The organism is Paenarthrobacter sp. YJN-5 (assembly GCF_015040095.1).
GTDB lineage: Bacteria > Actinomycetota > Actinomycetes > Actinomycetales > Micrococcaceae > Arthrobacter > Arthrobacter ureafaciens.
In genome coordinates, this window is the sequence record NZ_CP053544.1 from 465,272 (window position 1) to 488,693 (window position 23,422).

Sequence of the window (23,422 nt, forward strand, 5' to 3'; positions counted from 1 at the left end):
GTCTGTGCCTTCCTAGTGGGCCACGGCTGCGGCGCCGTGTTCGTCGATGAGGGCACCGGTCTCGAAGCGTTCCAGTGCGAAGGGCTTGTTGAGCTTGTGCGGTGCGCCCGTTGCGATGGTGTGGGCGAAGGTCAGGCCCGCTGCCGGGGTGCCCTTGAAGCCGCCGGTTCCCCAGCCGCAGTTGACGAACATGTTCTCCACCGGAGTGAGGCCCACGATCGGGGAAGCATCCAGCGTGGTGTCCACGATGCCGCCCCAGGTACGGAGCACGTGAGCCCGGGCGAAGATCGGGAACAGCTCCACGGCTGCCGCCATCTGCTCTTCGATCACATGGAAGGAGCCGCGCTGTCCGTAGCCGTTGTAGGAGTCGACGCCGGCACCCATCACCAGTTCACCCTTGTGGGCCTGGGAGACGTATACGTGGACGTGGTTGGACATGACCACCGTGGGGTGGACGGGCTCGTGCAGTTCCGACACCAGTGCCTGCAGCGGGTGGGACTGGATGGGAAGGCGGAAGCCTGCCATTTCTGCCAGTACGGAGCTGTGGCCGGCGGCGCAGAGGCCCACCTTTTCGGTGTTGATGGTGCCGCGCGTGGTCTTGACGCCGGTGACGCGGTCGCCGTCCTTGATGAAGCCGGTGACTTCACAGTTCTGGATGATGTCAACGCCCATTTCGTCGCACTTGCGGGCGAATGCCCAGGCAACGTGGTCGTGCTTCGCGATACCCGCACGCGGCTGGTAGGTGGCGCCCATGACCGGGTAGCGGATGTTGTCGCTCGTGTTCAGGATGGGGCAGAGTTCCTTGACCTGGTCCGGTTCCAGCCATTCGGCGTCCACACCGTTGAGGCGGTTGGCGCCAACGCGACGCATGCTCTCGCGGACGTCACCCAGGGTGTGCGCGAGGTTCATGACGCCGCGCTGGCTGAACAGGAAGTCGTACTCGAGTTCCTCGGGAAGGATTTCCCAGAGCTTGAGGGCATGCTCGTAAATGGCAGCGCTCTCGTCCCAGAGGTAGTTGGAGCGGATGATGGTGGTGTTGCGGGCCATGTTGCCGCCGGCGAGCCAGCCCTTTTCCAGGATGGCAATGTTGGTCATGCCATGGTTTTTAGCCAGGAAGTAGGCGGTGGCCAGGCCGTGCCCGCCGCCGCCGACGATCACTGCGTCGTACGACTTTTTGGGTTCCGGGTTGCGCCAGAGGAAGTCAGGGTGTTCGGGGAGGTGATCGACACTCACTGGGCTGCTCCAATCATTTCTGCTTCGAGTACGGATTCGGCGCCATTCCTGTTGCTGGAAAGGTGCGGATACAGGGGGAACTTTTCCGCCAGCGCGGTGACGCGGGTACGGAGTTCGACGGCAGTCCGGTCATCCAGGGTGCCGGTGCCGGCCGAGGCGATCAACGCCGTCGCAATAATGTCTGCAACTTCGGTGAACTCTTCGGCTCCGAAACCGCGGGCCGCCAGTGCCGGGGTGCCGACGCGGAGTCCCGAGGAGACCATCGGCGGGCGGGGGTCGAAAGGAACTGCGTTGCGGTTGACCGTGATGCCGATGCGGTGCAGGGCATCTTCGCCCTGCTGACCGTTGAGTTCGGAGTTGCGAAGGTCAACCAGGACCAGGTGGACGTCGGTGCCACCACTGACGACGGAGATGCCGGCGGCTGCAACGTCTTCCTTGAGGAGGCGCTCGGCCAGGATCTTGGAGCCTTCGAGGACGCGTTCCTGGCGTTCCTTGAACTCAGGCTCTGCCGCGAACTTGAAGGCGACGGCCTTGGCGGCGATGACGTGCTCCAGTGGTCCACCCTGTTGTCCGGGAAACACTGCGGAGTTGACCTTCTTGGCGATGTCGGCGTCGTTGGTGAGGATGACGCCGCCGCGGGGTCCGCCGAGGGTCTTGTGCGTGGTGCTGGTGACGATGTGTGCGTGGGGGACCGGGCTCGGGTGCAGTCCTGCTGCCACCAAGCCGGCGAAGTGGGCCATGTCCACCATGAGGTAGGCACCCACCAGGTCCGCGATGCGGCGGAACTCAGCGAAGTCCAACTGGCGGGAGTAGGCGGACCAGCCGGCAACGATCAGCTGCGGCTTGTTCTCGAGTGCAAGGCGCTCCACCTCTGCCATGTCGATGGTGTGGGTGTCTTCCCGCACGCTGTACGGAACGACGTTGTAGAGCTTGCCGGAGAAGTTGATCCGCATGCCGTGGGTAAGGTGTCCGCCGTGCGCGAGGTTGAGGCCCATGATGGTGTCGCCCGGCGTGATCAGCGCGTGCATGGCAGCGGCGTTGGCCTGTGCGCCGGAGTGCGGCTGTACATTGGCGAATCCGGCTCCGAAGAGCGACTTCAGGCGGTCAATGGCCAGCTGTTCGATCACATCAACGTGTTCGCAGCCGCCGTAGTAGCGCTTGCCGGGGTAGCCTTCGGCGTACTTGTTGGTGAGCACCGAGCCCTGTGCCTCCATGACGGCGGTGGGGGCGAAGTTCTCTGAAGCGATCATCTCCAGCGTGGACTGCTGGCGGATGAGTTCCTGGGCGATCGCCTGATCAACCTCCGGGTCCGCTTGGGCGAGCGAGCGGATCAGCGGTTCAACCATGGTGTTCTCCTTAGAAGTACTTGTAGTTGCTGACTGTTAGTCAACTAATATATTAGAACTTCTGCCATGGTATGTTGGAGATCACATAGTCGTCAACAGGTCCGCGGCAACTCGTCCAGCAGACTGGGAAATACGACCACGGGGAGTAGGCCATGAGCACAGCTTTGGAAGCACTGGAATCCGCTCCGCAGGGGGCATCCCTCGCGGAGAATGCCTACCTGCTCCTGCGCGACAGGCTCATCATGCTGGACATCAAGCCGGGCGATCCCATCAATGACGGCCAGATCGCGGCCGAGCTCGGAATTGGCCGCACGCCCGTACGCGAGGCAATCAAGAGGCTGGAGAGCGACCACCTCGTGGTGTCCTATCCGCGCCGCGGCACCTTCGCCACCGGTGTGGACATCACCCAGCTCGCGGAAGTCTCCGAGATCCGTGAGTTGTTGGAGCCATTGGCCTCGCGCAAAGCGGCGCGGATGGCCAGCCCTGCCATGCGGGACGAGCTGCGCGCCGTGGCCGCGGCCATCCGTGACCTCGAAGGCCAGGATGCTTCCTCCAAGGAACTCATGCGCTACGACATCCAGGTGCACCGGCTCATCTACAAGGCCTCGGCCAATGCCCACCTTGAGGACGTCCTGATCCGGTACGACAACCTCGCCACCCGTATCTGGTGCCACATGCTGGAAAAGATGCCCTCGGTTTCCGGACACATCTCCGAGCACGCCGAGCTCCTGACTGCCATTGCCGACGGCGACGAGGAACTCGCTGCCAAGCTGGCCATGCACCACGTGGTGAGCTTCGAAGAGACCATCCGCAAGGTTCTCTAACCCGCCCCTCTATCACGTCCCTCTATCACTTCCCGCCCCTTTTCTGACGTCCCTCTATCACGTCCCACCCCTTTTCCGGCGTCCCTCTATCACGTCCCACCCCTTTTCCGGCGTCCCTCTATCACGTCCCACCCCTTTTCCGGCGTCCCTCTATCACGTCCCACCCCTTTTCCCGGGATGCTCTATCAGCTGGGTGTATCCGCAGGCGTGAGGGTGATCTGAACTTCTCGTGGGGCTGCGTACCGCCACGACCCACATTCGGCCGTCCTCCCCGCAGGTTCCCCCAATTTTCAGGCGTGTCACCGTCCAGTGCCTTCAATGTGGGTCGTGGCGGCACAAGACGATTGCACCCACCGCCCCGTCACGCCAGGCCTGCTCTCTCGGCCTGGCGTAGGGCTCGACCGTCGGCCTCTACCCATCCCTGGCAGCTGCGTCCTGAACATTGGCAAGCAGCGGGGCGGCGGAACGGCCGTGACTCCGAGGCATGCCTCGGGGCTGCCAACCTGGTCGGCTTTGGCCTCAGCCCCTCGTTGCCCGGGGCTCTCCACCGGTTGTTTATCGCCGCCAGCGTTTCGGGATGTGCGAGAGGAACGCCGAAAAGGCGATGGGATGTGAGAGAGGAAGGCCAAAAAGGGGGTGGGGTGTGAGAGGGGAACGCCGAAGAGGACGTGGGGTGTGAGAGAGGGGTGTCCAAAAGGGCGGTGGGATGTGAGAGAGGAAGGCCAAAAAGGGGGTGGGATGTGAGAGAGCATTCGGGGGTGGCCGGGAGAGATTGGGGTACATTTGCGCCCAGCCTGTGCCTTGAGTGCAACTACGTTGATATAAGTGCAACAACGGCATTCGAGGCAGATTTGGGGCACTCTCCTGCCCACCGTCGATGGAACGTAGCGATGACATTTCTCGGGCGGTTCTCGGACGGTAAAAATTCACCCTTGACCGTGGTCCCGCTCACACTTAGTCTGGTGCAACAGCGTTGCGTTCAATGCAACCCCAATCAACTTGGTGGAACATGAGTAACGAATCCAACCCGGTGGCGGCCGTATCGGAAGACCTGTCCAACGGCGGACAGGGAACTACACCCGCCCCCAAAATTTCGGTTAGCAAGGACACTCGACGTCGCGTGGTCACGGCTAGCTTCATCGGCAACTTCGTCGAATGGTTCGACTACGCCGTCTACGGCTACCTTGCCGGAATCATCTCGACCGTCTTCTTCCCGGAGTCCGATCGTCAGACAGCACTCCTGGCAACGTTCGGCGTCTTTGCGATCTCCTTCTTTGTGCGACCCATTGGTGGTTTCATCTGGGGCCACATCGGCGACAGGATCGGACGCAAGCAGGCGTTGTCCCTGTCCATCCTGCTGATGTCGGTTGCAACTTTCTGCATTGCACTGATCCCGGGATACGCAACCATCGGCGTCATGGCGCCGATCCTGCTCCTGCTGGTCAGGGTTGTGCAGGGATTCTCGGCAGCAGGCGAATATGCAGGAGCCTCCGCATTCCTGGTGGAGTACGCGCCCGCACATCGGCGCGGACTCTATGCCGCCGTCGTACCTGCAAGCACTGCGGCGGGACTGCTGCTGGGGTCGCTTCTGGCCGCGCTGCTGACCTCCGTGATGAGCGCGGAGCAGCTCAACGAATGGGGCTGGCGCCTTCCCTTCCTCCTGGCAGCGCCCATGGGCCTGATCGGCCGGTACATCCGGACGAAACTGGAGGATACGCCCGCCTTCCGCGAGCTCGCCGAGACAGACCACGCAGTCAAGGCCCCGGCATTTGCGATGTTCAGGACCTACCGCAAGCAGCTCGTCATCGCTACTGGAGCGGTCTTGCTGAATGCCGTCGGCTTTTACGTCATCCTCAGCTACATGCCCACGTACCTCTCGGAGGAATTGGGATTCGGTGCGGCGGAATCGTTCCTCGCAACCACCATTGCCCTGGCCAGCTACATCGGCTTCATCTTCCTCACGGGCATTGCTTCGGACAGGTTCGGCCGGAAGAAGATGCTCATCATCGCAGCGGTGCTGTTCAGCGTCCTGACGGTCCCGGCTTTCATGCTGCTGGACTCCGGAAGCTTCGCGGTGATTGTTTTCGTCCAGATCCTCCTCGGCGGCATGCTCACCCTGAACGACGGAACCCTGCCCAGCTTCCTGGCGGAACTCTTCCCCACAAAGGTTCGCTACACCGGGTTCGCGGTTAGCTTCAACCTCTCCAACGCCCTGTTCGGTGGCACGGCCCCGTTCATGGCCACCCTCCTCATTGGCATGACACACAACCAGCTGGCACCCGGCTGGTACCTGGTCGCCGCCTCCCTTGTTTCCCTCATCGCAGTCCTCTTCGCCGCAGAGACTTCCCGCAAGCCCCTGCAGCAGGACTGAAACAACCACACCCCATTGAAAGGAAAGAACCATGACCATCACGCAGAACGAGGCTGTCAACGACGTCGCCAAGCTCGAGCGCCTCAAGGTCCTCAACAACGGTGAGAAAGTGTCGCTGACCTTCTCCGACGCCGAGTTCGAGCGCCGTCTCGCCGGACTCCGCCGCATCATGGCAGAAAAGGACCTCGACGCCGTCGTCCTCACCAGCTACCACTCCATCAAGTACTACTCCGACTTCCTCTTCACCTACTTCGGCCGTTCATACGGGATGGTGGTCACCAAGGATGACACCGTCACCATCACGGCAAATATCGACGCCGGCATGCCTTGGCGCCGCAGCTACGGCGAGAACCTCGTGTACACGGACTGGCGCCGTGACAACTACATCCACGCCATCCAGGAAGTCCTGCGCACCCGCGGCATCAAGCCGCGCCGCATCGGCGTCGAAGATGACTCCTTGCCGCTGGACAACCGCAACAAGATCCAGGCGGCGTTCGCCGACGCGACGCTGGTGGATGTTGCCCAGGCTGCGATGCGTCAGCGCATGATCAAGTCCGCTGAGGAAATCGAGGTCATCAAGCACGGTGCCCGCATCGGCGACCTTGGCGGCGAGGCCATCCGCAACGCCATCACGGCCGGGATCACGGAGTACGAAGTCGCTTTGATCGGCACCGAAGCCATGGTCCACGAGATCGCCCGGACGTTCCCGAACTCCGAAATCCGCGATACGTGGGTGTGGTTCCAGTCCGGCATCAACACCGACGGCGCCCACAACTGGGCCACCACCCGCAAGATCCAGGAACACGACATCCTGTCCCTGAACTGCTTCCCGATGACCAGCGGCTACTACACGGCACTTGAGCGGACCCTGTTCTACGGTGAGCCCGATGCCCGTTCGCTGGAGCTGTGGAACATCAACGTCGAGGTCCACAAGCGCGGTCTGGAACTCATCAAGCCGGGCGCCGTTTGCAAGGACATCGCTGCCGAACTGAACGAGATCTACGTCAGCCACGGACTCCTCGCGAACCGGACCTTCGGTTACGGTCACTCCTTCGGTGTGCTGAGCCACTACTACGGGCGTGAGGCCGGGCTGGAACTCCGTGAGGACATCGAGACTGTGCTGGAGCCGGGCATGGTGGTCTCGATGGAACCGATGATCACGGTGCTGGACGGCCAGCCCGGTGCCGGCGGTTACCGCGAGCACGACATCCTGGTTGTGGGCGAGGACGGCGCGGAGAACATCACCAAGTTCCCGTTCGGCCCCGAGTACAACATCATCGGAGCCTAGCGTGGTGCGGCCGGCGGACGCAGTGCAGGGCGTCCGCCGGCCGTCCCGGCCCAGTGCCGGGCAAACCAGTACCGAGCCAACCGCTGCAGCGAAATATAGTGAGACCCATGACTCCCACCGAATCCACCGAGACTCCTGACGGCAGCAACACTAACGGCGACGGCAAAGGCACGTCGGTCATCGTTAACGCCATTGCCGTGCTGAAGAGTTTCAGCGCCGAGGAACCCTTGCTCGGAGTCACTGAGATTGCCGGCCGCGTCGGACTGCATAAGAGCACCGTTTCGCGGATATTGGCCACTTTGGAGCAAGAGGGTTTGGTAGAGCGCGACGTCGATTCGCGCAGGTTCCGCTTGGGGCTGGGGATGATCGCCATGGCGGGCCCCCTCCTGGCGGAACTCGAAGAGCGGCGCGTGGCCTATCCCGTCCTCCGCGAGTTGACCGAACGGACAGGTGAGACCAGCGCACTCATGGTGTGGAACGGCGTCGAATCCATGTGCGTGGAGCAGATCCCGAGCCGGCACCAGGTGAAACACCTTGCCCCGTTGGGGGCGCGCTACAGCGAAGCGCTGAGTTCCTCGGTCCAGGTGTTCCTCGCCGCCGAGGACCAGGACCGCGTCCGGAGTCTTCTCCGCAGCGGTTCGGTCACACTGCCCAGCCTGGATGCCGACGCCGTTGAGTCGTACCTCCGGCGTCTGGAGCAAACATCGAAGCGCGGATGGGCCGTCAATTTTGGGGAAACCTCCATCGAGGAGGTTGGTGTTGCCTCGCCCGTTTACGATCACCGCGGCGACATCGTGGCTTCGGTGCTGATCCCGGCCCCGAAGTTCCGCGTCTCGCAGGACACCCTCAACAGTCTCGGAGAAGCCTGCGCGGATGCGGCGGCCAAGGTGACGTCGCGCCTGGGTGGACGCCCTCCCGCCTGATTGGTCCCAGGGCCACCGTCGAGATGGCATTTGATGACAGTCCGAGGCCGCAACATACCTATTAACTGCCATCCCGGCGTGGGGGCCAACCACTTGACCTGCGCCGTTCTCCTTCCTAGGGTGTTGTGAGAAAACGTTTTCTTGCCCTTGCTTGTCCATGCCGGAGTGCCTGAGGCGCTCCCGGACTGGGTCACATTGTTGTGCCCAGGGAAGGATCATCCATGCAGAAAACCCACAAGAGAGAACGCCTGCGAAGGGTCGGGGTCGCCACTTTGGCTACAGCGCTGGGCCTGGCGTCGCTTAGTGCGCTGGGAAGTCCAGCCAGCGCCGTTCCCGCGAACAAGCCTGGTTCAATGGACACTCCGGGCTGCTCCAGCGCCAGTGTCCAGCTCACCGCCACTACCGGCAGCGCGCCGCAGAACCTCTGCGTCCCCGCCGAAGCCACGGAGCACAACAAGACCTTGCTCGTCTGGAACAAGCCAGGCGTATACGACGACGTGGTGGACTATCGCGTCTACATGAACGGCCAGCCGCTGGGCACGGCCGAGGAAAATGCGAAGACCCATTCTCCAGCCCAGGATTACATTGATGCTTTCCGGGCTGCGGACCGGGACGGGTTCCACGCGAAAACCGTGGCCCACAACTTCACGGTCACGGGGCTGGCGCCACGGACCACCTACCAGTTCAGCGTCACCGGTATCAGGAAAGACGGAACCGAGACCCCTTCGAGTGGTCCGATCACGGTGACCACCACTCCCGAACGCCACCGCGTGAACATCACGCACCCCGCCTACAAAGCTGTGGGTGACGGTCAGACCCTCAACACGAAGGCGATCCAGAAGGCAATCGATACCTGCCGGACCCCGGGCTGCACGGTGGTGGTTCCAGCGGGCACGTTTAAAACGGGTGCCCTGTTCCTGCATTCGGACATGACGCTGGAACTGGCAGAAGGCGCACGGCTCCTGGGTTCGGACAGGCCGGAGGACTACCCGTTGGAAAAGGGCTACTACCTTTACCCCGTCCCCGACCCCGCTCCCGAAGAAACCGAATACCGGAACTTCCGCAGGCCGCCGTCGCTCATTAACGTCCTGCCGGCAGACAATGGGCGTTCGGCTGAAGGCCGCGAGCCGGGAGCTGTCGCGAAGAACGTTCGGATCACCGGCAAGGGCGTCGTGGACGGCAACGGGTGGAAGCGGACCGCGGAGGGTTCCATCACGGACGAAGCGGGAAATGTGCTTCCGCAATATGTTGCCAGTTCGGCCGGAAAGGTTCTGGATGACGGTCTCCTCGCCGCGGCCCAATTCCGCAATGCCAAGGAACACCCGGACTTCCTGACGGGAGTGGTCAATAAGCCGGAAACGCTGGAGGATTCCGTGCTTTACGGCCAGTACCGCTCAAGCCTGATGACCTTCATGGGCGTGGAAGACCTTTACCTTGAGGGACTCACGGCCGATAACCCGGCCTTCCACGGCGTGATGATCCTGGACAGCGAAAACACCACGGTGAACGGGATGCGCCACACGACGTACAACACCAACAACGGCGACGGTTTGGAGTTCGGCGGGACCAGCAACGGCATGGTGCTCAACAACTTCTTCGACACCGGGGACGACCAGGTCAACTTTGCCGCGGGCCAAGGAAAGTACGGCGCAGAAGGACGGCCCAGCGAGGACGTGTGGATTTTCAATAACTACATGCGCATGGGTCACGGCGGAGTCGCCGTAGGCTCCAACACGGCGGCGTGGGTTCAGCGGGTCCTCGCGGAGGACAACGTTATGTACAAGGTGGAGACCGGTGGCCTGCGCATGAAGAGCACCTCGGACATGGCAGGCGGCGGACGGGATTTCCTGTTCCGTGATACGGCCATGGCCTGCATGGGGAGCAGCGCGTTCATCATGACGCTCAGCTACAACCAGTCGCCGTCGGGGTACGTCGCAGCAGATTCCGCGACTTTCAAAAACGTGAAGGTCAAGAATGTGTCTGTGGACGGCAACAACTCACCCACGTGCGGCATGGCCGTCTCCGACAGCAAGCCGGTGATCGACATCCATGCGGGGCCTGCCCTGGGCGAAGGGACGGCCACGCTCAGCGGGTTCACCTTCCAGGATGTGGTTTTCCGGAACGTTAATCCCACCAACATCAAGGGCCTCACGGACTCCGCGTTCCACGGGGTGACGTTCCTCAGCGTCCGGAACAACGCCAACCCCTGGCGCTTTGACGGCTACTCCACCGGGAACACGTTCACGGATGTGAGCCCGCCCGTCAAGTGACGCCGAGATGGCACTTAATGACAATCAGATGCACAAACACTGCCATTAAGTGCCATCTCGCGGGGTAATTAGCGCTACATTGCCTTCCTTGAGGTGGTCTCATCCATAGCGTCCCTGCCCAGCCACGCGCCCAAGCCAATCATGGCCACGCCAAGCACAAAGTGCAGCCAGTTGTCGGCGGTGTTGAACGGAACAAAGTTGGCAGCGGTTTCCTGGTTGATGACCAGGCCGTAGATCCAAAGGACGATGTACACGGCACCGCCACCCAGGAGGAACAGGCGAGCCATGCGGCCTGTCCTCGCCATGGCCAGGCCGGCCGCGCCAAACAGCAAATGGACGATGTTATGGAGTATTGAAACTTGGAATATTCCAAACAACATGGCGCCTGATTCATGTCCGGCAAAGGTCATGGCGCCGTAATTGGTGGTGATTCCCGGGATGAACCCAAGAACGCCTACCAGCAGAAATACAATGCCAACGCCCAAGGCGGTGTTGTGGAGCGTTAAACCCATCGCATGGTGATGTGCTGGGTGCGAAGCGGTGGTCATAAGTCCTCCCTATTCACGCTGTTTTCCGGCTCTTCTCATGGAGAGCCGGCCCGCGGCAAGGGGTGTCGGAAAACCTTGCCGACGCCGCCATAATACTCCTGAAATGCCGCTGATAGCAGGGGAAAGGGCAGTTCAGCGCCGGTTAGCATTGGTTAATGACCCAAGGCCCCAACGGAGGATTTGTTTCGATTTTCCACGACACCCGTGACGTCACTCCATTCCGTGAGGGACACATCCGAACGCCCGTGCGCGGATTGACCGACGGGCTTGGCGGAGCGCTGTCCGGGGTGTTGATCGGCCGGAACGCGGCCAGGCTATCCGTGAGCGGCGATGCGCCGCGGTTGAAGTTCCTGGCATCCAGGCAGTCGCGGCTGATGCACGACGCGGTTTTCGGCTCATCCGACCCGGACCGCCTGCTCTCCCTTGCCCGTGAGTTCCCGGGGTGGGCGGGTCTTTGCTACGTCATGTCCGGCTTGCTGGTTTACAAGCACGGTGGATACCTGCGGGCGTCGGAACTGCTGCAACGGGGCTTGGCAACAAGGATCGACGACGACGCCAGCCAGTTCTCTGCCCAGTACCTGGGGCGGGTGGTCGCCAGGGTTGAGGTTGCCGAACGCGTTGAAGTCCCGGTTCTGTTCAGCGAGGAATCAGTGTTCCTTGCCCTGTCTCATTGCCTGCGGGAGATGGGAATGATGGAGGCGGCGCTCGAAGCCGTGGTGAGCCTGCCGCCGTCGTTGCCTTCTGCGCTGGCCCGCTGCACGGCGGCTTTTGCGCTGGGACGCTACCGCGACGTGGTGATTTGGACCAACGGCCTGCTGAATACCGATGACCTGTCTGCCGCGCTGTTGCTGATCCGCGCCCGGGCGCAGCGAGCCCGCGGAGACCTCGATTCCGCCCAAAACGCCCTCAAGGAGGTCCTGCGCCGCAAGAAGACCAGCTTGGCCCTCCGTAATGATGCCCTCACGGACAGGGCCCTGCTTGCGCTGGACCAGGGACGTTTCACGTTGACTCCGAGGTCCCGGCGGCCTGCACCCCCGGCTGAGCTGGAGTCCTTGGAAGTCATCCGTAAAGACGCCGAGATGCGCCGGCTGTGGGAGAACGACTTCAGGCAGCTGGGCGGCGAGTAAACACGGCGTCATTGAAGGGTTTGTGCGCTTGGACGAAGTGCTCGCAGCCTGAAAGCGACTAGATGTGCGTGGCCACCAGCGGAATGATCTGTTCCGACAACAGCACCACGCCCAATCCCACCATGATGATGCCGCTGGTGAGGGTCACGACCCGCGCAGCGCCGGGCCTCGAGGCAAGCAGTTTCCGTGAGGTCAGCGCCACGCCCGTGTAGACCAGCCCTGCCATCACCACGAACGTCATCCCCAGCAAGCCGGACTGCACGGGCACGGGAAGCGACGCGTCGGGACTGACGAACTGCGGAACCAGCGCAACGAAGAACAGCAGGCCCTTCGGGTTGATGCCGCTGGTTCCCACGCCCTGCAGGAAAGTGCGGAGCTGGTTTCCGGAATGTACGACGCCGGCATCCGCACTGAAGCTCGCACCTCGCCACGAGCGGATGGTCGAGGCGCCAAGCCACAGCAGGTAGGCGGCGCCGGCAACAGTGAGCCAACTCAGGAGGCCCGGAATGCCGGCCAAAAGTGCCGCCAGGCCGGCTGCCATGAGCAATGTGTGGATGACGTAGCCCCCGCAGAGCCCCGCTACGGCGGGGACGAAGCTGCGCTGCCGGAGGCCTGCCGAAATTGAGTAGGCCCAATCGACGCCGGGGGTGCAAGCCAGGCTGATAGACACCAGCAGGAAGGCGAAGAACAGCTGCGGATTCAAGGTTCTCTCCAGGGTTTGTTGGTAGGAAAACTCTAGGGAAAATCGCTTGAGAAGTGCTCGCCAATTTCGCCTGGATCACAGCCTTTCGGGTAAGATTTTTGCGTGATTGACGGAATCGACAGAAGTATTTTGCGGCACCTCAAAGAAGACGGCAGGATTACTGCCACCGCGCTGGCTTCCAAGGTCGGCCTGACCGTCGCTCCGTGCCACCGGAGGCTCCGCGACTTGGAGCAGTCCGGCGTGATCCGTGGTTACCGCGCAGACATCGACCCCGCCGCCGTCGGGCTTGGTTTCGAAGCGATTGTCTTCGTGACCCTCCGCCAGGCGGACCGGGCAACCATGGCGGCTTTCGAGGCCCGTGTGGCCGCAAGCCCCAACATTGTCGAAGCGCAACGACTGTTCGGTTCGCCCGATTACCTGCTGAAAGTCATTGCCGCGGACCTGCCCGCGTACCAGCGCTTCTACGACGACGAGTTGGCCGCACTTCCGGCGGTGGAGCGTTTGAACTCGACGTTGGTCATGAAGAACCTCAAAACGAACACCGGGCCGCCGGTCTGAGCTCTCCTGGAGCGGGGCTATTCCTGGAGCAGGCCGGTGGTGCGGTAAGGGATCACTTCGCGGAGGAACATGCTGGTGGATGTCCTGACGATCCCGGGGCAGAGCCGGATCTCCTCGGAAACCCGGTAGAGATCGTCCGGGCTTTTCGCCACCACCCTGATGATGAGGTCGGTATCGCCGGCTGGAGCGTGGCATTCCAGGACTTCCGGGATCTTCCGCAGGGCGGCGATGGCCTCGTTGAGGTGGCTTTGGTCCAGTTCGGCGCTGACGGCAGCGGCGACGCCCCTGCCGAGTGCGGAAGGAAGCACGCGGCTGCTGTTGGCGCGCAAGGCCCCGGCCGCCGTCATGCGTTCCAAACGGGTTTGAACCGTGCCCCGGGCAAGGTTCAGCTTCTGCGCCAGCACCATGATGGGCATGCGGGGATCATCGTCCAAGGCGGCGATGATCCGGCGGTCGGTGGCGTCGAGTTCCTGCAAAGTGACTACTCCCTGTCGGTTCTTCACGGTGATACTGGTCAGATCGACTAATCATCCTAGACTCTGTTGCACCAACTGTATGCTTCCTGCTGAAATTGTGACAACGAAGCGGAACGAGGCCATCGCCGGATCCCGCAGGCACCAGGTATCCCGGTACACCACCCGGAATCCTGCAAAAGCATCCCGCAAGGAAGCAGCCGCTGATTGACTCTTGTTCACGCATTGTCATTCCGCACAACATGCCCGTATGGGCACCACAGTAAGAGCCCCTGAGCCACCGAATCGTTGCGGTAGCTGAGGGGCTCTTGTGCTGTCCGTGGCGCGCCTTGGCGGTGGTGGAGCCATCCTGGCCGAACCACGCCGCATAGGCTTGGACCATGACTTCCGCAGGACGCTTTGCCCCCAGCCCTTCCGGGGAACTCCACGTGGGCAACCTGCGGACCGCTATCCTCGCCTGGCTCTTCGCCAAGGGCACGGGCCGGGACTTCCTGTTGCGCGTAGAGGACCTTGACCGGGCGCGCTCCGGAGCCGAAGCGGTGCAGCTCCGCGACCTGGCTGCCGTGGGCGTCCGGTGGGACGCCGCCGTCGTACGCCAAACCGACCGCGTGACGCTCTACGCGGACGCGATTGCGCGGTTGACGGCCCAAGGCCGCACGTATGAGTGCTTCTGCACGCGACGCGAAATCCAGGAAGCACCGTCGGCGCCGCACGCCCCGCAGGGCGCCTACCCGGGAACGTGCCGGCGGTTGTCGCACGCCGAACGGGAGATCCGCCGGGCCACCCGTCCCGCCGCCATCCGGCTCATGGCAGACGTCACCGAATGGGATGTGGAGGACCAGTTGCACGGCCAGTACCGGGGAGTCGTGGACGACTTTGTGTTGCGCCGCAACGACGGCGTGACGGCCTACAACCTCGCAGTGGTGGTGGACGATGCAGCCCAGGGCATCGATCAGGTGGTGCGCGGCGACGACCTCCTCCCTTCCACGCCCCGGCAGGCTTACCTGGCCACGCTTCTGGGGCTCCCGGTCCCCGAATACGCGCATGTTCCGTTGGTTGTTAATCACGACGGCGCCAGGCTGGCAAAGCGCGACGGTGCCGTCACCCTGGGGGACCTCGCCGCCGTCGGGGTTTCTGCCGATGCCGTGCGGGACCTTCTGCTGGGGTCGCTCGGATTGCCCGCGGGATCCTTGGAATCCGCCCTGCCTTTCTTTGAGCCGGCGAAGCTCCCGCGGGACCCGTGGGTGTGGAAAAACCCCGTGCCGGAGATGCCCGCCCGTTAGGCTGGCAGGATGCATTCACAGGTGATCGCCCCCGGATTCGAATACGTCGCAGAGCTCTTTGGCAGCTTCCTGGAACAGGATCCGGAGTACTCCGCGCAGGTCGCCGCCTACCATCGCGGCGTCAAGGTCCTGGACCTCAGCGGGGGACCGCACATCCGGGCCGATTCCGTGACCGGCGTCTTCTCCTGTTCCAAAGGCATGGGTGGCTTGGTGATGGCCCTGCTCGTCCAGGACGGCTTGCTGGACCTCGACGCTGAAGTGGTGAAGTACTGGCCGGAGTTCGGCGTCGAAGGCAAGGAAAGCGTCACGGTGGCGCAGCTGCTTTCGCACCAGGCCGGGCTTTTGGGCGTGGAAGGCGGGCTGACCATGGACGAGGTCAACGACTCCGGGCTGGCCGCGGCAAAACTCGCCAAGCTGCCTCCCTTGTGGAAGCCGGGTGCGGCGTTCGGCTATCACGCACTGACAATCGGGGTCTTCATGGAGGAACTCTGCCGCAGGATCACCGGTTCCACCCTGCAGGCCATCTTCGAGGAGCGGATCAGGTCGGTTGCAGGCGCGCACTTCTATCTGGGCCTGCCCGCCGAAGAGGAAGGCCGGTTCGCGCCCTTCCGTTGGGTCGCCGACCCCTCAATGCCGTGGGTTGACCCGGCAAGCCACTTCGGGCTGACCGTCAACGCGGCTGCCGGGGACCTCCTGGACCTGCCCAACATCAGGGAAGTCCGCGCGGCAGGACTGAGCTCCGCAGCAGGGGTTGCCAGCGCGGACGGAATGGCACGGATCTATGCGCTTGCGCTGACGGGCCTGTCCGCCTCCGCCGTCGGGCCTTTGCTCACCGAGGAGACCATCCGGGCGGTGTCCGCCGAACAGGTCTTCGGAATCGACCGGGTTTTTGGCGAGGCCGGATGCTTTGGCACGGTGTTCATGAAGTCGCACAACAGGATGCCGTTCGGCAGCTACCGCGCGTTCGGGCATGACGGTGCCAGTGCCTCCCTCGGATACGCGGATCCCGTGTATGAACTCGGTTTTGGCTACGTACCCCAGCAGGCCGAGCCAGGGGGAGTGGGCTGCCGGAACTTCCTGCTCAGCTCGGCGGTGCGCCAGGCGATCGCGGCGCTGTAGTCCTACCCCGTAAAGCCCGGCCCATACAAAGGATGAACACCATGACCATGACCTACAAGGGCACCACGGCCCTGATTACCGGTGCAAGCTCGGGGCTCGGCGCCGAATTCGCTACCCGCTTTGCGGCCCGGGGAGCCAACCTGGTCCTCGTTGCCCGGCGTGCTGATCGATTGGAAGAGCTGGCCAGGGACTTGCGTGCCGAACACGGGGTCTCCGTCACGGTTCTGGCCATGGACCTGAGCAGGGCAGGCGTGGGCCGCGAACTGGCGACCGCGCTGTCCACCCGCGGGATCGCGGTTGACACCCTGATCAACAACGCAGGCTTTGGTACCCGGGGCCCGTTCGCCCAGGAGGATCCCGATGTTATTGCCTCCGAAATCGCTGTTAACATCTCAGCCTTGGTGGACATCACCAGGGCATTTCTTCCCGGCATGCTGTCCTCCGCCAAGGGCGCGCTGGTGAACGTTGCCAGCACCGCGGCCTTCCAACCCGTCCCCGGCATGGCAGTCTATGGCGCTACCAAGGCCTTCGTCCTGAGTTTCACCGAGGCCATTGCCCATGAAACGAAGGGAACCGGACTCCGGGTCCTCGGCCTGTGCCCGGGAGCCACCCTTACCGAGTTTTTTGAGGTCCTGGGCAGCGAGTCGGCAGCAGTCGGAATCATGCAGACGCCCGAACAAGTGGTTGAAACCGCTCTCAAGGCACTGGGTGGGAAGGCCACTCCGGCCAGCGTGGTGTCAGGCCTGACCAACCGCATTGCCGCGGGGCTGGCCCAGCGCCTGCCCCGCGCCCTCACGGTGGCCATCGCCGCCCGAGCCGTGCAGGACTAGCCCTCCCGCTGTGCATCGCGGTAGTGCCGGGTTCGTGGGAATGCGTCAGGATCGCCGTTCCTCTACGGACGAAGGGGCAGGCTTCCAGCGAACTGGGCGAACTGGGCGCAGCGAACTCGGCGCAACAAACCAGGCGCTGGGGCCTAGACGCGCCCCAGCACATCGATGTCTTCGAGGAACTCCTGGTACACCTGTTCACTGACGGTGGTCCGGGTGTCGGCGATCGCGTCGAGGTAGTCCTGCGTGACAGGTCCCTTCCGGCCCTGTGAAGCAGTGCTGCCGTTCGAGGGCGAGCCGGCGGCAGCAGCGTCGTCGTACACGGCTTTCTCCAAGGCGCGCTGGGAGGCGCTCCGCGCAGCGAACTCGATGTCCGCCGGGGAGAAGCCCTCGGTCCGCTCAACCAGCAACGGAATGTCCACGTTGTCCACCACAGTTGCGGGGATGAAACGCTGCCACATGGCTTCGCGGGCATGGACGTCCGGAAGGCCGATGGGGATGACGTAGTCGAAGCGGCCGTGACGCAGGAAAGCCGTGTCCAGGGCGCGGATGAAGTTGGTGGCGCAGACCAGGAGGCGGCCGGGCTGTTCGCGGAAGGCCGGGATGATCTTCAAGAGCTCGTTGGTGACGCCCTGCAACGGCGACGGCGGATCGCCCGCACGCTGGGAGGCGATTTCCTCCACTTCGTCGATGAAGACCACAGCGTGTTCCAGCTCTGCGATCTCAAGGAAGGTTTCCCGCAGCGCACCCGCCAGGCCCTTGGGGTCGGAAGCGAGCCGGGAAGGGAAAACCTCCACGAACGGCCACTCCAGCCGTGAGGCGATGGCCTTCGCAAATGTGGTCTTGCCGGTGCCGGGAGGACCGAACAACACCACGGCGCGTGGGGGTACTACTCCGTATTCATCGGCGAGGTCGGCTTCGGCCAGCGGAAGGACGAGGCGGCGTTCCAGCAGTTCCTTCTCGCGCTTCATGCCCGCCACGTTTTCCCACAGATCCCGGGCCAGGATACGGCCTCCGAGCAGGCTGAGTGGCTCCAATTCCTGCCGCTGGACGGGGATGGTCCGCTCGAAGTAGCGCAGGTTCTTCTTCACCACGAAGCCGCGGCCGAGGAACGCCTCTACCCGGGTTTCGGTTTCGGGCATGAGCGCGGAGAGCTTGTTCAGGCCGTGCGGTGCCATGCGGTTCTCGACGGCGGACAGCAACGAGGTGCCGATCCCGCGGCCGCGGAACTCCGGCAGGGTGGCGAGGAAGACGATCCAGCCTTGATCATGCGCGGCGCGTCCGACGGCGGCTCCCACCACTTCGTCGCCCTGCACGGCAACAACCGCGTGGTCCTTCTCGCAGGAGGCCAGTACTTCGGAGAGTGCGTATACCGGCTCGACGCCGTTGGCCTTCAGCGATTCCCACAGATGCAGGATGCCGTCCAGGTCCGAGGAGTGAAAATCCCTGATGCGCCAATTCGTCATGCCTGCTCCTGAGTCCGCAAAGTGGGGTCGCCGTTGATTCCTTGGAGTCGAGCATAGGCGAACCCGGCAGGCGGGACGTTGCGCGGCGGTTGCGTTACGCACCCGCCGTTAGGGTCAGGAGCTAGGCGCCGGCGTTGGCGAGTGACGCACCGGCCCGCTTACCCGCACCGGCCCGCTTACCCGTGCCGGCACGGTAGTACTCCTGGCGCTGGACGCCCAGGCCGTCGATCTCAAGCTCGATCACGTCGCCGGGCTGGATGAAGGGGAACCGGCCGGACAAGGCCACGCCCTCAGGGGTTCCCGTGATGATCACGTCGCCGGCCTCCAGCACCATGTACTGGCTGAGGTGGTGGACGATCGTGGGGGCATCGAAGACCATGTCCGAGGTGTTGGAGTCCTGCCGGATCTCGCCGTTCACGCGGGTGCGCAACCCAAGGTTGGCGGTATCGACGTCGGACGCGGGAACCAGCCACGGACCCAAAGGCGTGGAACCCGGGAGCGTCTTGCCCTTGGTCCACTGCCCGGCGGGGCCGTTCATCTGGAAATCGCGCTCGGAAAGGTCGTTCGCTACGGCGTAGCCGGCAATGTATTCCGCCGCTTCCTCAACAGAGGAGAGGTAGGAGGCTTCCTTGCCGATCACGATTGCGAGTTCCACTTCCCAGTCGTACTTTTCCGACGTCGGGGGGATGGGGGCCGCGTCGAAAGGCCCGCTGATGGTGTTGGCCGGCTTGAGGAACGCCACCGGGACCTCGGGCGGCGTGACTCCTGATTCAGCGGCATGGGCCGCGTAGTTCAGTCCGATCGCGATGACGTTGGCCGGCCGGGCAACGGGGGCGCCGATCCTTAAGCCTTCGGCGGAGATCTCCTCGAGTTGGCCGGCATCCAGGGCTTCGCGCGTGCGGGCGATGCCGTCCGAGGCGAGGAAGCCGCCGTCGAGGTCCTTGGTGAGGGACGCCAGGCTGAAGTACTTTTCCCCCTGTGCGTCCTGGGCAATGACAACAGGTTGTTCGTTTCCGGCCGCTCCCAGCCTGGCGAATTTCAAGGTCATGGCTTCCTCCGTTTTCGGTACTGACATCCGCAACCCAGTGTGCTGTGTTGGCCGGGCAATCCTTAAATGTGACCCGGCTGGGCTCCGGTTGACCCGTCCGGCTTCCCGCTAAAGGGTCCGCCGGAGCCGCTTCTCCAGATTGCTGATATGGACGGTGACCAGTGCCTTCACGAGTTCGGCATCGCCCCGCTCCAGGGCGTCGACGATCGTCCTGTGGTCATCCAACGCCCGAGTTACCGCCTTGTCCCTGGTGACGTCCTGCCAGATGCGGGCCCGTATGGTGCTGCTGTAAAGGGCTTCCACGAGGCTGCCGAGGTAGTCGTTTCCGGCTGCTTGCGCGATGACGCCGTGGAACGTGAGGTCATGGGCAACGAGTTCCTCCACGGAGCTGTACTCGTCCACCATCTTCAAGCTGTCGCGCAGTCTGGCGATGTCTGCGGCACTTATTCTTCCTGCGGCCAAGTGGGCCGTGGCGGGTTCCAGGATACGTCGGACCTCGAAGAGTTCAAGGACCGAACGGTCCTGGTGCAGGTCCACCACGAAGGCCACGGCTTGGTTGAGCAATTTGGCGTCGAGGCTGGTCACGTATGTTCCGTCTCCGCGGCGGACGTCGAGGACGCGGGTGAGTTCCAGTGCTTTGACGGCTTCCCGCAGCGAGCTTCGGGAGAGCCCCAGCCGTTCACTGAGTTCCTTCTCGGGAGGAAGCCGGTCACCGGCCTTGAGTTCGCCGCGGATCAGCATGTCCTTGATCTTGCCGATCGCCTCGTCTGTGACAGCCATGGACCAATACTAGGTGCCAGTGATCCGACGTCTGCACCCAACTGGGTCGCAGCAGAGCACGTTTTGAACGCTCATAACGCGCACTAATGCGACCCAGCGTGTGAGCGCCGCTGGCGCGCCGTGGGGCCGGGAAAGTGTACGGGGTGGCTCGCCAGGGCTCTGGCGGACTCTGGCCTTCCGGGTAGATCATTGGGCTGTCCGTCTCGGTGAACGCCGACCCAACTTGGTGCCGCGAGTCCGTGACCCAGCGTGGTGTGGAGGACCTCCACGGGAACCGTGGATTGTTGCCCTTGAGCACGAGTATTAGATTCCTGAATATTCCCAGTCCTCCCCGAGACAGACACTGTCATCACCGTCAAACAGTGTTGGAGGGAAGAAGATGGACATCGTTAATGAACGGGCCGCGGGGATGGATATCTCCAAACGCGACGCGAAGGTCTGCGTGCGGATCCCAGGCGCCAGGGCCGGGACCTACACCTCAAAGGTCACGACCTGGGGCGCGACCACGCATCAGATCTTGGAACTGCGGGAGTTCCTCGAACGCGAACATGTCACCGTGGTGGTGATGGAAGCGACCAGCGACTACTGGAAACCGTTCTTCTACCTGCTCGAAGAAACCCTGCCCGTGATGCTCGTCAACGCCAAAGCTGCCCGGAACATCCCTGGACGCAAAACCGATGTCTCCGACGCCGCCTGGCTGGCCCAACTGGCCGCGCACGGGCTCCTGCGGGCCTCGTTCGTGCCGCCCGAACCCATCCGCGAGCTACGGGACCTGACCCGGGCGCGCGCCATCGCGACCCGCGACCGGGCCCGGGAGATCCTCAGGTTGGAGAAGTTCCTTGAAAGCTCCGGAATCAAACTTTCCTCCGTCGTTTCGGACCTGACCGGAGTCTCCTCCCGGGACATGCTCGAAGCCCTCATCAACGGTGAACGGAACCCCGAAGTCCTGGCCGGAATGGCCCGCGGAATGCTGCGTTCGAAAATCCCGGCCCTCGTCGACGCCCTGACCGGCCGGTTCAAACCACACCATGCCTTCATGGCCAGGCTGCACCTGGACCAGATCGACGCCCACACCCGAACCATCGATACCCTCACGACACGGATCGAGGAGGCGATGGAACCCTTTCGTGACGCCAGGGAAGCCCTGGCCACCATCCCCGGAGTCTCCCACCGCGTCGCCGAAGTGATCATCGCCGAAACCGGGGCGGACATGGCAGTCTTCCAAACCCCGGGCCGGCTCGCGTCCTGGGCAGGGGTCTGTCCCAGCGCCAACGAATCCGCCGGACACATCAAATCCAGCCACATCATGCCCGGGAACAAATACCTCAAAGCAGCGCTCGGCACCGCGGCCATGTCCGCCACACGATCCAAAAACACCTACCTCGCCGCGAAATACCGGCGCATCACAACCCGCGCCGGACGCAACAAAGCCCTCGTCGCCGTCGAACATTCGATCCTCACCGCAGCCTGGCACATGCTCAGCACCGGAGAAATCTACAACGACCCCGGCGCCGACCACTACACCCGCATCAACCCGACCAAAGCCAAGAACCGCGCCATAAAACAACTCAACAACCTCGGCTACGACGTCACCATCACCCCGGTCACCGCCGCCTAACCCACCACTACTTTCGTATTAGTTGGGGGCGTTAACTTACGACGGCGGCACCCGGCTTCCGCTGTTACGGAACCCGGGTGCCGCCGTCGGGCACTCAGTTGCTAGGCGTCTTTGCCCGGAAGCGGCCGGTTGGCGACCACGGGAGCACTTCCCGTGTAGCCGTCACGGGTGGCTGCGATCTCGTGGATCTGCTTGCGGCAGAGGAACCAGCCCCAGACCATGAGGGCGCAGGCGATGGCCGTGACCAGCATGGTGAGCGGCGATTCGATGAACACCATCACCAAGACGCCGGCCAGGAATAGCAGGGACAGGTAGCCCGTGTAGGGGGCACCAAACATCCGGAACGATGGACGTTTGAGCCAGCCCTTGTCCGCCCAGCGCTTCAACTGCATCTGGCAAAGGACGATCGTTGCCCAGGTGACAATGATGCCCACGGAAGCCACGTTGAGGACGATCTCGAAGGCCTGGGCCGGGACGAGGTAGTTCAACGGGACGCCGAGCAGGGAGACGCCGGCCGTGATGGCGATGCCGCCGTAGGGAACGCCGGCCTTGTTCATGCGCTGGGCGAACTTCGGCGCCGAACCGTTGACGGACATCGACCGGAGGATACGGCCCGTTGAGTAGAGGCCGGCGTTAAGCGACGACAAAGCGGCCGTCAGCACCACGAGGTTCATGATGACATCGACGCCTTGGACACCGATGGATCCGAAGAAGGTCACGAACGGGCTGACGCCCTTTTCGTAGGAGGTGTACGGCAGGAGCAGGGCCAGCAGGATCACGGAGCCGACGTAGAAGACAGCGATGCGGAAGACCACGGAGTTGATGGCCTTGGGCATGATCTTCTCCGGGTTCTCGGTCTCGCCGGCAGCGGTTCCCACCAGTTCAATCGAAGCGTAGGCGAACAGCACACCCTGCATGAGGATGATCATCGGGAGCAGGCCGTTGGGGAAGATCCCGCCGTTGTCGGTGATGAGGCTGAATCCGACTTCCTGGCCTTCCACCGGGGTGCCGAAGATGACGAAGTACGTGCCCACCAGGAGGAAGGCCACCAGGGCTGCCACCTTGATCAGCGCGAACCAGAACTCCATCTCGCCGAAGACCTTCACGGAAACGAGGTTCAGGCTGAGGACCACAACCAAGGCGATGAGAGCCCAGGCCCACTGCGGGACGGCACCCATCCACGGTACGTATTTGCCGAAGAAGTTCATGTAGAGGGCCGCTGCCGTGATGTCCACAATGGTGGTGGTGGCCCAGTTGATCCAATAGAACCAGCCGGAGACGAACGCGGCTTTCTCGCCGTAGAACTCGCGGGCGTAGGAAACGAAAGAGCCCGACGACGGGCGGTGCAGTACCAGCTCGCCCAGCGCTCGCAGAATGAGGAAGGCAAAGAAGCCGCATACTGCGTAAGCGATGACCAGAGACGGGCCCGCGGCGTTGAGGCGGCCGCCGGCTCCGAGGAACAGGCCGGTACCGATGGCGCCGCCGATCGCGATCATCTGGATTTGGCGGGGCTTCAGGTCCTTGTGGTAGCCCTTGTCTTCCTTGTGGAGGGCTTGTTCGCTGGCATGCGCTTGGAGCGGGACCGTGTGGTCCGTGATGGGGTTGGTCATGGGAATC

20 protein-coding genes are annotated in these 23,422 nt (G+C 63.1%); 11 read left to right on the forward strand and 9 right to left on the reverse strand.

The window, feature by feature from the left end:
- Positions 1–12: 12 nt before the first annotated feature.
- Together HMI59_RS02195 and glyA are read right to left on the reverse strand one after the other, a co-directional pair.
- A complete protein-coding gene (locus HMI59_RS02195; protein WP_021473929.1) occupies positions 13–1,233 on the reverse strand; it encodes a sarcosine oxidase subunit beta family protein in 1,221 nt (406 codons plus the stop codon).
- Positions 1,230–2,579 carry a serine hydroxymethyltransferase gene (glyA, locus tag HMI59_RS02200; RefSeq protein ID WP_166185933.1) on the reverse strand — a complete coding sequence of 450 codons (1,350 nt, stop codon included), beginning with the start codon at positions 2,577–2,579 and terminating at the stop codon, positions 1,230–1,232. The genes HMI59_RS02195 and glyA overlap by 4 nt, the downstream gene beginning before the upstream one ends.
- Before the next feature lie 152 nt (positions 2,580–2,731).
- Between glyA and HMI59_RS02205 the strand changes: the two genes are divergently transcribed.
- The 5 genes from HMI59_RS02205 (at position 2,732) to HMI59_RS02225 (ending at position 10,255) form a co-directional block, all read left to right on the forward strand.
- Complete coding sequence (locus HMI59_RS02205) at positions 2,732–3,403, forward strand: GntR family transcriptional regulator (RefSeq protein WP_062098360.1); 672 nt, start codon at positions 2,732–2,734, stop codon at positions 3,401–3,403.
- Between the two features lie 1,009 nt (positions 3,404–4,412).
- On the forward strand, positions 4,413–5,774 hold the full coding sequence (locus HMI59_RS02210; protein ID WP_021473932.1) for an MFS transporter: 1,362 nt from the start codon (positions 4,413–4,415) through the stop codon (positions 5,772–5,774).
- Positions 5,775–5,805: 31 nt separating this feature from the next.
- Entirely contained in the window at positions 5,806–7,062 is a 1,257-nt protein-coding gene (locus tag HMI59_RS02215) for an aminopeptidase P family protein (RefSeq protein WP_193592659.1), read from the forward strand.
- Positions 7,063–7,169: 107 nt separating this feature from the next.
- Positions 7,170–7,985: an IclR family transcriptional regulator gene (locus HMI59_RS02220; RefSeq protein ID WP_193592660.1), complete on the forward strand. Its 816-nt coding sequence runs from the start codon at positions 7,170–7,172 to the stop codon at positions 7,983–7,985.
- 221 nt (positions 7,986–8,206) lie between these two features.
- On the forward strand, positions 8,207–10,255 hold the full coding sequence (locus HMI59_RS02225) for a glycosyl hydrolase family 28 protein (RefSeq protein WP_193592661.1): 2,049 nt from the start codon (positions 8,207–8,209) through the stop codon (positions 10,253–10,255).
- Positions 10,256–10,329: 74 nt separating this feature from the next.
- Here the strand turns inward: HMI59_RS02225 and HMI59_RS02230 are convergent, their stop codons facing one another.
- Positions 10,330–10,803, reverse strand: a complete 474-nt coding sequence (locus tag HMI59_RS02230) for a DUF4383 domain-containing protein (RefSeq protein ID WP_021473937.1) — start codon at positions 10,801–10,803, stop codon at positions 10,330–10,332.
- A 155-nt stretch (positions 10,804–10,958) separates the two neighbouring features.
- On the opposite strand from HMI59_RS02230, the gene HMI59_RS02235 reads away from it, so the two are divergent.
- Positions 10,959–11,930 (forward strand): hypothetical protein, encoded by a 972-nt coding sequence (locus tag HMI59_RS02235; RefSeq protein WP_193592662.1) that lies wholly within the window; start codon positions 10,959–10,961, stop codon positions 11,928–11,930.
- Positions 11,931–11,988: 58 nt separating this feature from the next.
- On the opposite strand, the gene HMI59_RS02240 is transcribed toward HMI59_RS02235, so the two are convergent.
- Complete coding sequence (locus HMI59_RS02240) at positions 11,989–12,633, reverse strand: LysE family translocator (RefSeq protein ID WP_193592663.1); 645 nt, start codon at positions 12,631–12,633, stop codon at positions 11,989–11,991.
- 102 nt (positions 12,634–12,735) lie between these two features.
- Here HMI59_RS02240 and HMI59_RS02245 point away from each other — a divergent pair, with 102 nt between their 5' ends.
- Positions 12,736–13,191, forward strand: coding sequence for an Lrp/AsnC family transcriptional regulator (locus tag HMI59_RS02245; protein WP_062098353.1), 456 nt, complete (start codon positions 12,736–12,738; stop codon positions 13,189–13,191).
- Positions 13,192–13,208: 17 nt separating this feature from the next.
- On the opposite strand, the gene HMI59_RS02250 is transcribed toward HMI59_RS02245, so the two are convergent.
- Positions 13,209–13,667, reverse strand: a complete 459-nt coding sequence (locus HMI59_RS02250; protein WP_031217015.1) for an Lrp/AsnC family transcriptional regulator — start codon at positions 13,665–13,667, stop codon at positions 13,209–13,211.
- Between the two features lie 377 nt (positions 13,668–14,044).
- Between HMI59_RS02250 and gluQRS the strand changes: the two genes are divergently transcribed.
- Genes gluQRS through HMI59_RS02265 form a run of 3 tightly spaced genes read left to right on the forward strand, consistent with a single transcriptional unit; the run spans position 14,045 to position 16,896 of the window.
- Positions 14,045–14,947: a tRNA glutamyl-Q(34) synthetase GluQRS gene (gene gluQRS, locus HMI59_RS02255; RefSeq protein ID WP_193592664.1), complete on the forward strand. Its 903-nt coding sequence runs from the start codon at positions 14,045–14,047 to the stop codon at positions 14,945–14,947.
- Positions 14,948–14,956: 9 nt separating this feature from the next.
- Positions 14,957–16,066, forward strand: coding sequence for a serine hydrolase domain-containing protein (locus HMI59_RS02260; RefSeq protein WP_193592665.1), 1,110 nt, complete (start codon positions 14,957–14,959; stop codon positions 16,064–16,066).
- Between the two features lie 41 nt (positions 16,067–16,107).
- Positions 16,108–16,896 (forward strand): SDR family oxidoreductase, encoded by a 789-nt coding sequence (locus HMI59_RS02265; RefSeq protein WP_193592666.1) that lies wholly within the window; start codon positions 16,108–16,110, stop codon positions 16,894–16,896.
- Between the two features lie 143 nt (positions 16,897–17,039).
- Here HMI59_RS02265 and HMI59_RS02270 read toward each other — a convergent pair whose 3' ends face one another.
- From HMI59_RS02270 to HMI59_RS02280, 3 genes are all read right to left on the reverse strand, one after another.
- A complete protein-coding gene (locus HMI59_RS02270; protein ID WP_021473946.1) occupies positions 17,040–18,359 on the reverse strand; it encodes an ATP-binding protein in 1,320 nt (439 codons plus the stop codon).
- A 121-nt stretch (positions 18,360–18,480) separates the two neighbouring features.
- On the reverse strand, positions 18,481–19,407 hold the full coding sequence (locus HMI59_RS02275) for a fumarylacetoacetate hydrolase family protein (protein WP_193592667.1): 927 nt from the start codon (positions 19,405–19,407) through the stop codon (positions 18,481–18,483).
- Positions 19,408–19,515: 108 nt separating this feature from the next.
- Positions 19,516–20,187, reverse strand: a complete 672-nt coding sequence (locus tag HMI59_RS02280; protein WP_193592668.1) for a FadR/GntR family transcriptional regulator — start codon at positions 20,185–20,187, stop codon at positions 19,516–19,518.
- Positions 20,188–20,566: 379 nt separating this feature from the next.
- Between HMI59_RS02280 and HMI59_RS02285 the strand changes: the two genes are divergently transcribed.
- Entirely contained in the window at positions 20,567–21,805 is a 1,239-nt protein-coding gene (locus HMI59_RS02285; protein WP_166185223.1) for an IS110 family transposase, read from the forward strand.
- A gap of 101 nt (positions 21,806–21,906) precedes the next feature.
- Here HMI59_RS02285 and HMI59_RS02290 read toward each other — a convergent pair whose 3' ends face one another.
- Positions 21,907–23,415 carry an amino acid permease gene (locus HMI59_RS02290; RefSeq protein WP_193592669.1) on the reverse strand — a complete coding sequence of 503 codons (1,509 nt, stop codon included), beginning with the start codon at positions 23,413–23,415 and terminating at the stop codon, positions 21,907–21,909.
- Between the last annotated feature and the right edge of the window lie 7 nt (positions 23,416–23,422).

Coding starts and splice junctions, on each gene's coding strand:
- glyA (WP_166185933.1), bottom strand. CDS start 2,579: ATGGTTGAACCGCTGATCCGCTCGCTCGCCCAAGCGGACCCGGAGGTT.
- HMI59_RS02205 (WP_062098360.1), top strand. CDS start 2,732: ATGAGCACAGCTTTGGAAGCACTGGAATCCGCTCCGCAGGGGGCATCC.
- HMI59_RS02210 (WP_021473932.1), top strand. CDS start 4,413: ATGAGTAACGAATCCAACCCGGTGGCGGCCGTATCGGAAGACCTGTCC.
- HMI59_RS02215 (WP_193592659.1), top strand. CDS start 5,806: ATGACCATCACGCAGAACGAGGCTGTCAACGACGTCGCCAAGCTCGAG.
- HMI59_RS02220 (WP_193592660.1), top strand. CDS start 7,170: ATGACTCCCACCGAATCCACCGAGACTCCTGACGGCAGCAACACTAAC.
- HMI59_RS02225 (WP_193592661.1), top strand. CDS start 8,207: ATGCAGAAAACCCACAAGAGAGAACGCCTGCGAAGGGTCGGGGTCGCC.
- HMI59_RS02230 (WP_021473937.1), bottom strand. CDS start 10,803: ATGACCACCGCTTCGCACCCAGCACATCACCATGCGATGGGTTTAACG.
- HMI59_RS02235 (WP_193592662.1), top strand. CDS start 10,959: ATGACCCAAGGCCCCAACGGAGGATTTGTTTCGATTTTCCACGACACC.
- gluQRS (WP_193592664.1), top strand. CDS start 14,045: ATGACTTCCGCAGGACGCTTTGCCCCCAGCCCTTCCGGGGAACTCCAC.
- HMI59_RS02260 (WP_193592665.1), top strand. CDS start 14,957: ATGCATTCACAGGTGATCGCCCCCGGATTCGAATACGTCGCAGAGCTC.
- HMI59_RS02265 (WP_193592666.1), top strand. CDS start 16,108: ATGACCATGACCTACAAGGGCACCACGGCCCTGATTACCGGTGCAAGC.
- HMI59_RS02270 (WP_021473946.1), bottom strand. CDS start 18,359: ATGACGAATTGGCGCATCAGGGATTTTCACTCCTCGGACCTGGACGGC.
- HMI59_RS02275 (WP_193592667.1), bottom strand. CDS start 19,407: ATGACCTTGAAATTCGCCAGGCTGGGAGCGGCCGGAAACGAACAACCT.
- HMI59_RS02280 (WP_193592668.1), bottom strand. CDS start 20,187: ATGGCTGTCACAGACGAGGCGATCGGCAAGATCAAGGACATGCTGATC.
- HMI59_RS02285 (WP_166185223.1), top strand. CDS start 20,567: ATGGACATCGTTAATGAACGGGCCGCGGGGATGGATATCTCCAAACGC.
- HMI59_RS02290 (WP_193592669.1), bottom strand. CDS start 23,415: ATGACCAACCCCATCACGGACCACACGGTCCCGCTCCAAGCGCATGCC.